This is a genomic window from Streptomyces sp. NPDC004658 (assembly GCF_040609555.1).
In the GTDB taxonomy this organism is placed as follows: domain Bacteria; phylum Actinomycetota; class Actinomycetes; order Streptomycetales; family Streptomycetaceae; genus Streptomyces.
This window is the reverse complement of record NZ_JBEXKG010000087.1, coordinates 1-13,961: the sequence shown is the minus strand read 5'-3', so window position 1 is coordinate 13,961 and position 13,961 is coordinate 1. Positions and strand designations below refer to the sequence as shown.

Sequence of the window (13,961 nt, the reverse complement as noted above, 5' to 3'; positions counted from 1 at the left end):
CGAAAGTTCTCACCCCATGTCTGAGACGACTGGTGCCAGCTACGCAGCCGCGGGCGTCGACATCGAAGCGGGAGACCGCGCCGTAGAGCTCATGAAGGAGTGGGTGAAGAAGACGCAGCGCCCCGAGGTCCTGGGCGGCCTCGGCGGCTTCGCCGGACTCTTCGACGCCTCCGCCCTCAAGCGCTACGAGCGCCCGCTGCTCGCCTCCGCCACGGACGGCGTCGGCACGAAGGTCGACATCGCCCGCCGGATGGGCGTCTACGACACCATCGGCCACGACCTGGTCGCCATGGTCATGGACGACATCGTGGTGTGCGGCGCCGAGCCGCTGTTCATGACCGACTACATCTGCGTCGGCAAGGTGCACCCCGAGCGTGTCGCGGCCATCGTCAAGGGCATCGCGGAGGGCTGCGTGCTGGCCGGATGCGCCCTGGTGGGCGGTGAGACGGCCGAACACCCGGGCCTGCTGGGCGAGGACGACTTCGACGTCGCCGGCGCCGGTACGGGCGTCGTGGAGGCGGACCGGCTGCTCGGCGCGGATCGCATCCGCACGGGTGACACCGTGATCGCCATGGCGTCCTCCGGGCTTCACTCCAACGGGTACTCCCTGGTCCGCCACGTCCTGCTGAACACGGCGGGCCTGGCCCTGGAGTCGGAGGTGGCCGAGCTGGGCCGCACCCTGGGCGAGGAACTGCTGGAGCCCACGAAGATCTACTCGCTGGACTGCCTGGCGCTGACCCGCACGGCCGAGGTGCACGCGTTCAGCCACATCACCGGTGGCGGGCTGGCCGCGAACCTGGCCCGGGTGATCCCGGACGGGCTGCACGCCGTGGTCGACCGCTCCACCTGGACCCCGGGGGCGATCTTCGACCTGGTCGCGAGGACCGGGAACGTCGAGCGCCTGGAGCTGGAGAAGACCCTCAACATGGGCGTCGGCATGATCGCGATCGTCCCCGAGGAGTCCACGGAGGTCGCCCTCGCCACGCTGGCCGACCGGGGTGTCGACGCCTGGGTCGCCGGTGAGATCACCGAGCGGGGCGAGAAGACGACCGGCGCGGAGCTGGTCGGAGACTACGCGGTCTGACCGTGCGCACAGCACAGAAGCCGGTCGGTGGCGGTGCCACCGACCGGACTGGTGCTCAGTGCAAGGTCAAGCGCCTCGACGGTGCTGTGCGGGACCTTCGTCCTCGTCCTCGTCGTCGTCCTCATAGAGGTCGGCGTAGCGGGAGTACAGGTCGTCGTCGTCATGCTCATCGTCCGTGAAGCGGTCGCCGTTAGGCGACTGGTTCGACGTCGATGCGCCCAGCTCCTCGGCCAGGCGTGAGAGGTCCGTCCCGCCGCTGTTGTACTTCAGCTGGCGGGCGACCTTCGTCTGCTTGGCCTTGGCCCGGCCGCGCCCCATGGCTCGACCCCCTCAACGACGGGGCTCGACGGCCCCAGAGTCTGACACGCGTTCATGATCTGGAACGGACTCTCCATGGAGAGGCCGGTCCGTAGGGCTTCCACGGTACCTGAGCCCGCGCCCATACGGTACGTCGCCCGCAGCACGCGCGTGTGCCCAGGACCTTCGAGGCGCCCTGTCCTCGCTGGTCAGTGGCGATTTTAACCACTTATCGGGGAACGACCCGCCGGTGGAAGTGAGAGTTCTCTCTAAGTTCCCGCCGACGGGTACCGCTCATGTGTGCGACCGGCTCAGCGCGGGACGCGGACCGCGCGGGCGTCCGCCATCCGCTGCTCGGCGATCCGGTCGGCCGCCGCGGCCGGCGGAATCCCGTCTTCCTTCGCACGTGCGAATATGGCCAGCGTGGTGTCGAAGATCTTCGCCGCCTTCGCCCTGCACCGGTCGAAGTCGAACCCGTGCAGCTCGTCGGCCACCTGGATCACCCCGCCGGCGTTCACCACGTAGTCCGGCGCGTAGAGGATCCCGCGGTCGGCGAGGTCCTTCTCCACACCCGGGTGGGCCAGCTGGTTGTTGGCCGCGCCGCAGACCACCCTGGCGGTGAGCACCGGGACGGTGTCGTCGTTCAGGGCGCCGCCGAGGGCGCAGGGGGCGTAGATGTCGAGCCCCTCGACCCGGATCAGCTCCTCGGTGCCGGCGACGGCCGTCACCCCTGCCGGGTACTGCTCCAGGATGCGCTGGACGGCGTCCACGCGGACGTCCGTGATCACGACCTCCGCGCCCTCGTCCCGCAGGTGCTTCACCAGGTGGCGGCCGACCTTGCCGACGCCGGCGATGCCGACCTTGCGGCCGCGCAGCGAGGGGTCGCCCCACAGGTGCTGGGCGGAGGCGCGCATGCCCTGGTAGACGCCGTAGGCGGTGAGCACGGAGGAGTCGCCGGCGCCGCCGTTCTCGGGGGAGCGGCCGGTGGTCCAGCGGCACTCGCGGGCCACCACGTCCATGTCGGCGACGTAGGTGCCGACGTCGCACGCGGTGACGTAGCGGCCGCCGAGGGAGGCGACCATGCGGCCGTAGGCGAGGAGCAGCTCCTCGGTCTTGTCGCGCTCCGGGTCGCCGATGATCACGGCCTTGCCGCCGCCGTGGTCGAGCCCGGCCATGGCGTTCTTGTACGACATGCCGCGCGCGAGGTTGAGGGCGTCGGCGACGGCCTCGGCCTCGGTGGCGTACGGGTAGAAGCGCGTACCGCCGAGGGCGGGGCCCAGGGCGGTGGAGTGGATGGCGATCACGGCCTTCAGGCCGGTGGCGCGGTCCTGGCAGAGCACGACCTGCTCATGGCCGCCCTGGTCCGAGTGGAACAGGGTGTGCAGGACATCAGCAGGCGCGCCGGTTACGTCGGTCACTGTGGTGACTCCTGTGTACTAGCGGCGAGTGGGGTTCGGTCCCCGTACGGGTGGCGGGGAACCGTGGCATGAGCGTAGAGCCTCGGTCCCCTCACCATCCGCGCAGTGTTCAGGATCACTCTCCGGGGCCCGCTGTGCACGTATGGGCGTGGCACGATTTGCAGTGGTTTCGAGCCGGGTCCGATGGGGAGGGAGCAGGCGTGCCGAAGGTGTCCTCCGTCGTCGTCCCCTATGCCGCGTACCTGCGCGTGTACGAGCCGCTCGGCGCCTTCCCGGAGCCGGAGCGCGGGCACTGGGCACGCTACGCCCGCCGCCCCGACCGCCCCTCCTACCAGGACGAACTGCGTCGCTCCCTGGCCGACCTGCTGCCCATCCCGCCGATCGCGGTGCCGGTGCACGAGAGCGGCGACGCCTTCGTGCTGGAGGTCGACGGGGTGGTCTGCGTGTGCCCGTGGCGGACCCGGCTGCGCGGCTGGCAGGCCCTGGAGGAGCTGGCCGAGGAGCTGCCCGCGCCCGTGCTGGACGCGGTGCTGCCGCCGGTGGTGCGCCGCCAGGCCGCCCAGGACTACGAGCGCTGGCTCGCGCGCAACCCCGACGCCCGGCCCTGGATCCGCACGGCGACCTGGCAGGTGCCGCTGAACTGGTTCGTGCTGGTCTCGGACGAGGAGCGGCGCTACGACAAGGGGACCGCCGAGGTGCCCCCGGTGCTGCGCTACCGCACGCCGATGGTGCAGGCGCGGCGCCGGGTGGCGCGGGCGCTGCGCACGCTGCGGGACACCGTCGAGGAGGGCCCGCTGATCGACGGTCTGGTGGACGTCGGCCGCTGGCTGGAGGAGTTCCACCCGCGCTCGCTGGTGGAGCTGGACTACGGCGGCCTGGTGCATGTGCTGCCGGCCGGCGAGCTGGAGGGCGACCACTCGGCGGCGGACGTGGCGGCCGGGATCGAGGCGCTGCGCCGGGGCGACGGGGCCGCCGCCGGGGAGGCGTACGGACGGCTGGTGGAGCGGTGGCGGGCGGTGCGGGACCGGCGTTCCGCGAACTGAGTGACGTACGTCACGGTCAAGTCGGCGAGAGAGGACGTACGTTCTACTCGCTTAGCCCACCTGACGGGGCGTTGGTCCCGTTCTGGACTTATGTCTCAAGGGTGATGGACGGCACTTACCCGGCCCTTGCGCCTCTTGGCACCCCTCGTGCCAAAATAGGACAAGGAGTCCGGGGAGGGCTCCATCCGTCCAACTATGCTCCATGATGGGCGGATTCTCAGCATTGCACGCTTTGGGGGGTCTGGTGACTCCTGATCGTCCTGTGACTGATCGTCACAGTGGCGTGACTGTCCGCTATGGCATGGTCCATCGGCTTCCGTCGCTGATGAACACCTGGGAGGGCAATTCCATCGGTTTGGCCGACGCGGCTGGACAGATGGTGTAGTTGTAGTGCCGAGGACAAGCCGTTCGTCCTATAACCGACTCGACTCGCGTCCGCCATTTCGGGCAACGCGGGTCAAGGTGCAGAATTTAGAGGAAAGAACCGAGAAGGTTCGGTTCTCCCGAGGAGGCCGCTCATGACCGCTCGCACCCCTGATGCCGAGCCGCTGCTGACCCCGGCTGAGGTCGCCACCATGTTCCGCGTCGACCCCAAGACGGTCACGCGGTGGGCGAAGGCCGGCAAGCTCACGTCCATCCGTACGCTCGGCGGGCACCGCCGCTACCGCGAGGCCGAGGTCCGCGCCCTGCTCGCGGGTATCCCGCAGCAGCGCAGCGAGGCCTGAACAACTGCATAACCGGGCAAGACGGTCGGTCCCCCAACTGGCCGAGGCGCCCGGAACCCTAGCTCCAACCGACGCGGGACCTGCCCCAACAGGCCCCTCGCCCAAGCCGAAGAGAACGTTGTAGGCAAGCGACACAGGGTGCGTCGTCGATCGCGCTGGACTCCGCCGGGTCCAGCGCGATCTTTTTTGTGCGCAGGTCGGGGGGTGTGGGCGGCGCTGGTGAGCGTCCTTGTCGGAGTCTGGGGAGGGGCGTGGGAACGGCTGTGCGCGGCCTCCGGGGAGCGGTGCAATTGCACATATTAAATTGACCCGTTGTATGAAGGGGGTAAATACCGCTGTTCCAGAAACTCATGCGGTGACTCCCGTCACACGTCTGGACGCTTGTTGCCTGCGGCTCGCATGCGCTAGAGGAGCGTCCGGGCGGGGCGCGCGCCCCAGACTCCCACGCCTGTACGGAGGTTGGGGCCGGCGGAGGGTCAGGCGGGGCGAGCGGCCTCGCCGTCCTCGGGGGTCTCCTGCTCGGCCTCCTGGGCCTGCGGGGCGCCGTCCATCGCCAGCCGCAGCAGGTGGTGGCAGATGGGACAGTGGCGGGTGAGGTGCCGGTAGGAGGAGGCGGCCGCCAGATGCGCCCTCAGGAGCGCCCGCGTCTCGTGCCTGACCGACGCCGTCATACGCCACCTCCGGGGGCCGCACAGAGGGAACGAGCCCTGCTCCCTGAGTACCGAGGGAATGTGACGCCGTCAAGACGACGCGGGCTCCACCGGCTCGGCCGGGACGCGGGGTACCGGTACATGGCAGAGGCCCGCTGTCTTCCGGAAGACGCGGGCCTGGACTTCTGGGATACGACCGAGGCCCGCTGTCCCTTGCGGGACGCGGGCCTCGGTTTCCGTGCGGTCCTGACGGGATTTGAACCCGCGGCCTCCACCTTGACAGGGTGGCGAGCACTCCAAACTGCTCCACAGGACCTTGCTTCGCGGCGCTTCGTCGTGCGTTGCGCTGCGAGAAGAGACTGTACAGGAGGGTGAGCCCCTGGTCGAACTCACCCTCCGTGCGGGAGCGGTTACGGGACGGCCGCGTCGATCGCCTTGACGATCCGCTTGTCCGAGACGGGGTACGCCGTGCCCAGCGCGTGGGCGAAGTAGCTGACCCGCAGCTCCTCCAGCATCCAGCGGATCTCCAGGACGGCGGGCGGGACCGGGCGGCCCTTCGGGAGCTGCTCCAGGAGCCAGGCGTACTCGTCCTGCATCTCGTGGACCTTCTCCATGCGGGTCGTGTCCCGCTGGACGTTCGCCGGCATCTGCTGCAGGCGCCGGTCCGCGGCCACCAGATAGCGCATCAGGTCGGGCAGGCGCCGTATGCCCGCCCAGGTGACGAACCCGGGCTTCACGAGGGCGTCCAGCTGCTTGCGGACGTCCGTCAGGTTCGCGAGCAGCGCGGGGCTGCTGACGGCCTTCAGACGGCGTTCACAGGCCTGCCAGGCGGCGAGGACCTGCTGCGCCTGGGCGACCGTGCGGACCGTGGTGTCCACGATCTCCGCGCGCACCTTGTCGTACAGCTTCCGGTACGACTCCTCGTCCCACGCCGGTCCCCCGAAGTCCCCGATCAGCTTGTCCGCCGCGGCCATCGCGCAGTCGTCGAACAGGGCCTGGACCGAGCCGTGCGGGTTGGCGGAGAGGGCGAGCTTCTGGGCGTTCGTCAGCTTTTCGGACGCGAACTTCGCCGGGTTCACCGGGATGTTGCGGAGGATCAGGCGGCGGGTGCCCTTCCACATGGCCTCCGCCTGCTCCGCCTCGGTGTCGAAGAGGCGGACGGAGACCGTGTCGCCGTCGTCCACCAGCGCCGGGTACGCCTTGACCGGCTGGCCGGCCCGGCGGGTCTCGAAGACGCGGGTGAGGGTGCCGATCGTCCAGTCCGTCAGGCCCGTGCGCTCCAGGGACTCCCCGCCCTCGCGGGACGCGGTCGCCGCCGCGGCCTGCGACAGGGCCTTGCGTGCCTTCGGCTTGAGCCGGAGCTTGAGCGCCTCCAGGTCCTTGTCCTCGGCCAGCTTCCGGCGCCGCTCGTCAACGATCCGGAACGTGATCTTCAGGTGGTCGGGGACCTTGGACCAGTCGAAGTCGTCCGCCTCGAACGGAACGCCGACCATCCGTTTCAGCTCGCGCGCCATCGTGACGGTGAGCGGCTCCTGGAGGGGCACCGCCTTCTCCAGGAACGCCTTCGCGTAGTTCGGCGCCGGTACGTAGTTGCGGCGGATCGGCTTCGGCAGGGAGCGGATCAGCTCCGTCACCACCTCCTCGCGCAGTCCGGGGATCTGCCAGTCGAAGCCCTCGTCCGTGACCTGGTTGAGGACCTGGAGCGGGATGTGGACCGTCACACCGTCGGCGTCCGCGCCCGGCTCGAACTGGTACGTCACCCGGAACTTCAGCTGCCCCTGCCGCCAGGTGTCGGGATAGTCGGCCTTGGTGACCGCCTCCGCCGACTCCCGGATGAGCATCTCCCGCTCGAAGTCCAGGAAGTCCGGCTGCTCGTGCCGCTTCCGCTTCCACCAGGAGTCGAAGTGGGCGCCGGAGACGACGTGTTCGGGCACCCGCTGGTCGTAGAAGTCGAAGAGCGTGTCGTCGTCGACCACGATGTCCCGGCGCCGGGCACGGTGCTCCAGCTCCTCGACCTCGCTGAGCAGCTTGCGGTTGTCGGCGAAGAACTTGTGGTGCGTGCGCCAGTCGCCCTCCACGAGCGCGTTGCGGATGAACAGCTCGCGGGAGACCTCCGGGTCGATCCGGCCGTAGTTCACCTTCCGCTGGGCGACGATCGGCACGCCGTACAGCGTCACCTTCTCGTACGCCATCACGGCCGCCTGGTCCTTCTCCCAGTGCGGTTCGCTGTACGTCCGCTTGAGCAGGTGCCCGGCCAGCGGCTCGACCCACTCCGGCTCGATCTTGGCGTTGACCCGGGCCCAGAGGCGGCTCGTCTCCACCAGTTCGGCCGACATCACGAACTTCGGCTGCTTCCTGAACAGCGCGGAGCCCGGGAAGATCGCGAACTTGGCGTTGCGGGCGCCCAGGTACTCGTTCTTGTTGCCGTCCTTCACGTCCTTCATCCCGATGTGGGAGAGGAGGCCGGCGAGGAGGGAGACATGGATGCGGTCGGCCGGGGCGTCGTCCTCGTTGAGGTGGATGCCCATCTGCTTGGCGACCGTGCGCAGCTGCGTGTAGATGTCCTGCCATTCGCGAATGCGCAGGAAATTGAGGTACTCCTGCTTGCACATCCGGCGGAAGGACGACGAGCCGCGCTCGCGCTGCTGCTCGCGGATGTACCGCCAGAGGTTCAGATAGGCGAGGAAGTCGCTGGTCTCGTCCTTGAAGCGGGCGTGCTGCTGGTCGGCCTGGGTCTGCTTGTCGGCCGGGCGCTCGCGCGGGTCCTGGATGGACAGCGCGGCGGCGATGACCATGACCTCGCGGACGCAGCCGTTCCTGTCGGCCTCCAGCACCATCCGGGCCAGGCGTGGGTCGACGGGCAGCTGGGCCAGCTTGCGGCCGGTGTCCGTGAGCCGCTTGCGGGGGTCCTTCTGGGCCGGGTCCAGCGCGCCCAGCTCCTGGAGCAGCTGCACGCCGTCGCGGATGTTGCGGTGGTCCGGCGGGTCGATGAAGGGGAACTTCTCGATGTCGCCGAGCCCGGCCGCGGTCATCTGGAGGATGACGGAGGCGAGGTTCGTCCGCAGGATCTCCGCGTCCGTGAACTCCGGGCGGGCGAGGAAGTCGTCCTCGGAGTACAGGCGGATGCAGATGCCGTCGGACGTACGGCCGCAGCGGCCCTTGCGCTGGTTGGCGCTGGCCTGGCTGACCGGCTCGATGGGCAGCCGCTGGACCTTGGTGCGGTGGCTGTACCGGCTGATCCGGGCGAAGCCGGGGTCGATGACGTACTTGATGCCCGGCACGGTCAGGGAGGTCTCGGCGACGTTGGTCGCCAGAACGATCCTGCGCCCGGTGTGCGGCTGGAAGACCCGGTGCTGTTCGGCGTGCGAGAGCCGGGCGTACAGCGGCAGGATCTCGGTGAACCTGTACTTCTTCTTCTCCAGCGCGTCCGCGGTGTCGCGGATCTCCCGCTCGCCGGAGAGGAAGACGAGGATGTCGCCCGGGCCCTCGGCCTGGAGTTCCTCCACCGCGTCGCAGATGGCGGTGATCTGGTCGCGGTCCGCGTCGTCCGAGTCCTCTTCGAGGAGCGGCCGGTAGCGCACCTCCACGGGGTACGTCCGCCCGCTGACCTCGATGATCGGGGCGTCGCCGAAGTGCCGGGAGAAGCGCTCCGGGTCGATGGTCGCCGAGGTGATGACGACCTTCAGGTCGGGCCGCTTCGGCAGCAGCTGGGCGAGGTAGCCCAGCAGGAAGTCGATGTTCAGGGACCGCTCGTGGGCCTCGTCGATGATGATCGTGTCGTAGGCGCGCAGCTCGCGGTCGGTCTGGATCTCGGCGAGCAGGATGCCGTCCGTCATCAGCTTGATGAAGGTGGCGTCCGGGTTCACCTGGTCGGTGAACCGCACCTTCCAGCCGACGGACTCGCCGAGCGGCGTCCTCAGCTCCTCCGCGACCCGCTCGGCGACGGTCCGGGCGGCGATCCTGCGGGGCTGGGTGTGCCCGATCATGCCGCGCACGCCCCGGCCCAGCTCCAGGCAGATCTTCGGGATCTGGGTGGTCTTCCCGGAACCGGTCTCACCGGCCACGATGACGACCTGGTGATCGCGGATGGCGGCCGCGATCTCGTCCTTCTTCTGGCTGACCGGGAGCTGCTCGGGGTAGGTGACGGCCGGCACGCGCGAGCGCCGCTCGGCCATCCGGGCCTCGGCCTTGCCGATCTCGCCGTCGATCTCGGCGAGGACGGCGGCACGGGCCTCCGGCTTACGGATCTTGCGTGCGCCCTCCAGCCGCCGCCCGAGCCGATGCGCGTCGCGCAGCGACAGCTCGGTCAGACGGGGTGCGAGGGTGCCGAGGGCGGGGGCGGGATGCGTAGACATACGCGGTCCAGGATCTCACCTGGGGCGAAAAACAAGCGAACGATTTGACCGGGGCGCGATGTCACAAGATGACCTAGCGTGGTCGACATGCCTGATTCCCCTCACGGAGACCACGGCCGCCCGCCGACCCTCGCGGAGCGCTGGGCGGCGTACAAGGCATCCCCCTTCCTCCCCGCCACGGTCCTGCTCCTGATCATCTCCGCCGCGGCCGGCTTCTTCGCCGGTTCCTACACGTACGCCATGGCGAACCCGACCCCGCACAGCATCCCCACGGCGGTGACCGGTGCCTACGACCAGCCTGCGGCCCGGCGGTTCGTCGACGGCATGGAGAAGGCGCTCGGCGCCTCCATGAAGCTCCAGCCGTACGGCACCAGGGAGGACGCGGTGCGGGCGGTGGACCAGCAGAAGGTCTTCGCGGTGGTCGACGCGCACGCCGACGGCCGGACGATCGCCCTCGACGTGTCCGGGGCGTCCGGGGCGACGGTGGCGCAGGTGCTGGGGGAGACGGCGCTGAAGGTCGGCAAGGCGACCGGCATCACCGTGGTGCTCCACGACCTGAAGCCGTTGCAGAAGGGCGACCCGAGAGGCCTGGCCATCTTCTACATCTCCCTGGCCGCCGTGATCATCGGCTTCGTCGGCGCCATCCAGCTCAGCGTGCACGCGTCGGCGCTGAACCCGCTGGAGCGGATCTGCTTCACCGTCGCCTACGCCCTGCTCGGCGGGTTCTCGATCGCAGCGGTGGTGGACTGGCTGCTGGCGGCACTGAGTCTGCCGTTCCTGGAGTCCTGGGCGATCCTCGCCTTCACCATGTTCACCTCGGGCATGGTGTTCACGATGTTCAACACCCTGGTGGGGCGCTGGGCGATGCTGCCGACGTGGGGGCTGATGGTGCTGCTGGGCAACCCGTCGTCCGGCGGGGCCGTCTCCTGGCCGCTGCTGCCGTCCGTGCTGGGGACGATCGGCCGCTGGCTCCCGCCCGGTGCCTCGGTGAACGCCCAGCACACGGCGGTCTACTTCCGTGGGCACCAGCACGCGTTCCCGTTCCTGGTGCTGGCGGGCTGGGCGGTCGTCTCCTGCGCGGTCTTCCTGATCTGGCGGCACCGCCATCCGGGCGGCAGACCGAGGCAGCCGGCCCACGCGGCCTAGGGGGCGCGCTGGCCCGGCGGTGCGGGTGCCGGCGGGGCCGGTGGGGCGGCCTCGGTGTGCCGGCGGGCCGGCCCGTCCCCGAGGGCGATCGACCTCGCGGTGTTGGAGACGGCCTTGATGCCCAGGTAGGCGGTGGTCGTGCCGCTGACGGCGGTGAACGCGGCGGTGAGGATGCCGACGATCACCGCTTTGTCCCCGTCGAGCTGCCACACGCCGAAGACGGCGACCGCGGCGATCGCCAGATTGCTGGTGACGACCGCGAGCAGCCCGTACCGGGCCCGGTCCTTCTCCAGCTCGGTGTCCTGGATGGCTCTGCCCTGGTCCCGGCCCATGTCTCCCCGCCCCCTGCGCACCACGCGCGATCAGCGCTGAACGTAGCGCCGACCGGGAGCGGTGCCAAGACCCGGGCCCGGCATGCGAAGAGCCCCTCTCCAGTGATCCTGGAGAGGGGCTCAAGCCCTGGTCAGGGCGGTTGTGGCTGGGGCCGGGGTCGAACCGGCGACCTTCCGCTTTTCAGGCGGACGCTCGTACCAACTGAGCTACCCAGCCACGGTGTTTCACGTGAAACACCAGCGGTCCTGACGGGATTTGAACCCGCGGCCTCCACCTTGACAGGGTGGCGAGCACTCCAAACTGCTCCACAGGACCAAGCTTGCGTGCAACAGTGTCGCACACGGTATTGCGTGCCCCCAACGGGATTCGAACCCGTGCTACCGCCTTGAAAGGGCGGCGTCCTAGGCCGCTAGACGATGAGGGCTATCGGCCCGCCTGGGCGCTTCTCAGCGCGTCGGGGACGTGAGAAGCATATGGGATGGCGAGGGGTATCGCCAAAACGGTTTACGGCGACGTGCTGGGACGGGTCGGGGAAGGGGAGTGCGAGCTGCCGGTGGCGCCCGGCCGGTTGTCGTCCGCCAGGTGGCGGCTGACCTCGGCCGTCGTCAGCCCCAGGCCGCCCAGCTTGATCGCGTCCCAGGCCTGGAGCCTGCGGCTGTCCCGGTCGAAGTAGAGGATCGAGGCCTCGATCGGCGCCGGGTACTCGCGTTCCACGGCCCGCAGCCCGCTGCCGCCGGTCGAGCCCTCCATGCGCAGCCGGGTGCCGTACGGCAGCAGCTCCGTGCCCTCGTGGTGAAGATGTCCGCAGAGCACCAGCGGCACCTCGCCGTCGGTCTCCCTGGCGGCGGACGGTTCGTGCGCGACCGCCACGTCCACGGGGGTGCCGGCCGTCCGCTGGTCGCGCAGGGCACTGGCCAGCCGGTCGCCCGCCAGCCGCTCGGACGCGTCACCGCCGGGCACCGCCGAGCGGTCGGGGGTGAACTGCGGATCGCCGATGCCCGCGAACCGCAGACCCCCCACCGTCTCCGCCCTGCCGTCGTCCAGGACGTGCACGTTCTTCATGCGCTCCAGGTAGCGCTGGGTCGTCCGCGAGTCATGGTTGCCGCGCACCCAGACGTACGGCACGCCCAGGTCCCGGATCGGGTCGAGGAAGCCGTTCTCCGCCGCCGTACCGTGATCCATCGTGTCGCCGGAGTCGACGATCACGTCCACCTTGTACTGCTCCACCAGCGAGCCGATGATCTTCCAGCTCGCCGGGTTCAGATGGATGTCCGACACGTGCAGGACGCGGATGGTGGAGGGGTCCGGCCGGTAGGCGGGGAGGGTGGAGGTGACGTCGTAGAGCTTCGTCACGTTCGTCACCAGCCGCGCCAACTCCTTCTGGTAGACGTCGAACTCCGTGACGATGCTGCGGGCGTTGCCGACCACGGACGGCGCCGAGCTGAGCAGTCCCGAGAAGCGCGGTTCCAGGACCGACTTCGGGTTCCAGGTGGCGTACGCCGACGCGCCCGAGGCCATCAGCAGGGCCAGGGCCAGCCCGCCGGCGGCCAGGGCCCGGCCCGGACGGCGGTACACGGCGAGGCCGAGGGCGGTGGCCCCGCAGACCACGGCGACGCAGGAGCGCACGGCCAGGTCCAGCGTGCCGTGCTCGACGTCCCGGGCCACCTCGTCCTGGAGGCCGGAGAGCCGCTCGGGGTGGTCGACCAGCGCCTGCGAGCGCAGCGGGTCCAGCTGGTCCACGTTCACGTCCAGGCGGACCGGCGCCACATGGCTGTCCAGACTGAGCGAGCCCAGCGGGGAGACGTTGATCTTCGTGCCGCCGCTGAGGGAGGGGCGCAGCGCCATCGTCGTGTCCATCGGGCCGACCGGGGCCCGGACGTTGCCGACGATCAGCAGGCCCAGCCAGGCGCCGACGAGGACGACCGTGGTGAGCCCGAGGGCGCGCAGCCACGGGTTGGGGCGGGCGGCGAGCTCCAGGGCGGGGAGCGAGCGGGGGCGGGCGGGGCGTGGGCGGTTCTGGGTCCGGTTCAGCATGGTGCTCAGGGCTGCGACGGGGACGCGGGCCATTGGTGCCGTATGCCCACGTCCCCTGGTGGATATGCGGCGGTGTTCCCGGACAATGACCGTGTGCTGGAGATGACACGCGAGGAGTTCGAGGAACTGGTCGCCGAGGCGCTCGACCGGATTCCGCCGGAGCTGACGCGGCTCATGGACAACGTGGCCGTGTTCGTGGAGGACGAGCCGCCCGCCGACGACCCCGAGCTGCTCGGACTGTACGAGGGCACCCCGCTCACCGAGCGGGGCGAGTGGTACGCCGGTGTCCTGCCGGACCGGATCACCATCTACCGCGGGCCCACGCTCAGGATGTGCGACAGCCGCGAGGACGTCGTCACGGAGACCGAGGTGACCGTGGTGCACGAGATCGCCCACCACTTCGGCATCGACGACGCCCGACTGCACGCCCTCGGCTACGGCTGAGCGCGGCGGCACGCACGGGCACGGAAGCGGCGGGGCGCCGATGGCCGTGCGGGCGGGCGCAATCCGTGGGGAGCGCGGGCGTCGATGCGTGCGGCGGCGTGTCCTCTTGTGGGCGGCGGGAGTTGGGGAGGTTGACTCCTTTCCTTGCCCCCGGAGGTGGCCGCCGTGCGCCCCTTGTACGTACCCGTCCGTCTCGCCGCCGCGGTACTGGCCGTCACCGCCGCCGCGGGCTGTGTGAACGTGGGCGACGACGCGGGCCGGGCCCGGCCCTCCCACTCGGCGGGGCAGCGCGGCGGTGAGGTGCCCGACGGCGGCCCGGTGGCCGGCGCGGGGGGCTACGTCGAGGAACGGGGCGGGGCCGGTGACGGCAAGCACGGGCACGGCGGCAAGGCGAAGCGGGGGAAGCCGGGCTCGGCGTCGGCCACCCCGTCC

General features: G+C 70.1%; 11 protein-coding genes, 4 tRNA genes and 1 pseudogene. 6 read left to right on the top strand and 10 right to left on the bottom strand.

Features of this window, described 5'->3' with window-relative positions; all coding sequences use genetic code 11:
* The first annotated feature begins 16 nt into the window (after positions 1–16).
* The gene (gene purM / locus ABZV94_RS25915; RefSeq protein WP_356344208.1) at positions 17–1,084 is read left to right on the top strand and encodes a phosphoribosylformylglycinamidine cyclo-ligase; all 1,068 of its coding nucleotides are present in this window, start codon (positions 17–19) and stop codon (positions 1,082–1,084) included.
* Between the two features lie 66 nt (positions 1,085–1,150).
* Here purM and ABZV94_RS25910 read toward each other — a convergent pair whose 3' ends face one another.
* Both ABZV94_RS25910 and ABZV94_RS25905 read right to left on the bottom strand, forming a co-directional pair.
* Positions 1,151–1,402 (bottom strand): DUF3073 domain-containing protein, encoded by a 252-nt coding sequence (locus ABZV94_RS25910; RefSeq protein WP_030656912.1) that lies wholly within the window; start codon positions 1,400–1,402, stop codon positions 1,151–1,153.
* A gap of 290 nt (positions 1,403–1,692) precedes the next feature.
* Positions 1,693–2,799 (bottom strand): Glu/Leu/Phe/Val dehydrogenase dimerization domain-containing protein, encoded by a 1,107-nt coding sequence (locus ABZV94_RS25905; RefSeq protein WP_356344206.1) that lies wholly within the window; start codon positions 2,797–2,799, stop codon positions 1,693–1,695.
* A 200-nt stretch (positions 2,800–2,999) separates the two neighbouring features.
* Between ABZV94_RS25905 and ABZV94_RS25900 the strand changes: the two genes are divergently transcribed.
* Positions 3,000–3,842: a hypothetical protein gene (locus ABZV94_RS25900; RefSeq protein WP_356344204.1), complete on the top strand. Its 843-nt coding sequence runs from the start codon at positions 3,000–3,002 to the stop codon at positions 3,840–3,842.
* 518 nt (positions 3,843–4,360) lie between these two features.
* Positions 4,361–4,567 carry a developmental transcriptional regulator BldC gene (gene bldC, locus ABZV94_RS25895; RefSeq protein WP_003949541.1) on the top strand — a complete coding sequence of 69 codons (207 nt, stop codon included), beginning with the start codon at positions 4,361–4,363 and terminating at the stop codon, positions 4,565–4,567.
* Positions 4,568–5,043: 476 nt separating this feature from the next.
* On the opposite strand, the gene ABZV94_RS25890 is transcribed toward bldC, so the two are convergent.
* The 3 genes from ABZV94_RS25890 to hrpA form a co-directional block, all read right to left on the bottom strand.
* Positions 5,044–5,238 (bottom strand): DUF6274 family protein, encoded by a 195-nt coding sequence (locus ABZV94_RS25890; RefSeq protein WP_356344202.1) that lies wholly within the window; start codon positions 5,236–5,238, stop codon positions 5,044–5,046.
* A 220-nt stretch (positions 5,239–5,458) separates the two neighbouring features.
* A tRNA-Asp gene (locus tag ABZV94_RS25885) sits at positions 5,459–5,533 on the bottom strand.
* A 94-nt stretch (positions 5,534–5,627) separates the two neighbouring features.
* Positions 5,628–9,572, bottom strand: a complete 3,945-nt coding sequence (gene hrpA / locus ABZV94_RS25880) for an ATP-dependent RNA helicase HrpA (protein ID WP_356344200.1) — start codon at positions 9,570–9,572, stop codon at positions 5,628–5,630.
* An 87-nt stretch (positions 9,573–9,659) separates the two neighbouring features.
* Here hrpA and ABZV94_RS25875 point away from each other — a divergent pair, with 87 nt between their 5' ends.
* The gene (locus tag ABZV94_RS25875) at positions 9,660–10,718 is read left to right on the top strand and encodes an ABC transporter permease (RefSeq protein WP_356344198.1); all 1,059 of its coding nucleotides are present in this window, start codon (positions 9,660–9,662) and stop codon (positions 10,716–10,718) included.
* Here ABZV94_RS25875 and ABZV94_RS25870 read toward each other — a convergent pair.
* The 5 genes from ABZV94_RS25870 to ABZV94_RS25850 all read right to left on the bottom strand — a co-directional run bounded on the left by ABZV94_RS25870 (position 10,715) and on the right by ABZV94_RS25850 (position 13,118).
* On the bottom strand, positions 10,715–11,050 hold the full coding sequence (locus ABZV94_RS25870) for a hypothetical protein (protein ID WP_356344196.1): 336 nt from the start codon (positions 11,048–11,050) through the stop codon (positions 10,715–10,717). The two genes, ABZV94_RS25875 and ABZV94_RS25870, sit on opposite strands and share 4 nt — an antisense overlap.
* Before the next feature lie 143 nt (positions 11,051–11,193).
* Positions 11,194–11,267, bottom strand: a tRNA-Phe gene (locus ABZV94_RS25865).
* Positions 11,268–11,291: 24 nt separating this feature from the next.
* Positions 11,292–11,366: transfer RNA gene (locus ABZV94_RS25860), tRNA-Asp, on the bottom strand.
* A 36-nt stretch (positions 11,367–11,402) separates the two neighbouring features.
* Positions 11,403–11,475: transfer RNA gene (locus ABZV94_RS25855), tRNA-Glu, on the bottom strand.
* Positions 11,476–11,555: 80 nt separating this feature from the next.
* Positions 11,556–13,118, bottom strand: coding sequence for a metallophosphoesterase (locus tag ABZV94_RS25850; protein ID WP_356344194.1), 1,563 nt, complete (start codon positions 13,116–13,118; stop codon positions 11,556–11,558).
* 60 nt (positions 13,119–13,178) lie between these two features.
* On the opposite strand from ABZV94_RS25850, the gene ABZV94_RS25845 reads away from it, so the two are divergent.
* Both ABZV94_RS25845 and ABZV94_RS25840 read left to right on the top strand, forming a co-directional pair.
* Positions 13,179–13,529: a metallopeptidase family protein gene (locus ABZV94_RS25845; RefSeq protein WP_356344192.1), complete on the top strand. Its 351-nt coding sequence runs from the start codon at positions 13,179–13,181 to the stop codon at positions 13,527–13,529.
* Positions 13,530–13,694: 165 nt separating this feature from the next.
* Positions 13,695–13,961: pseudogene (locus ABZV94_RS25840) on the top strand (hypothetical protein); the annotation flags it as partial.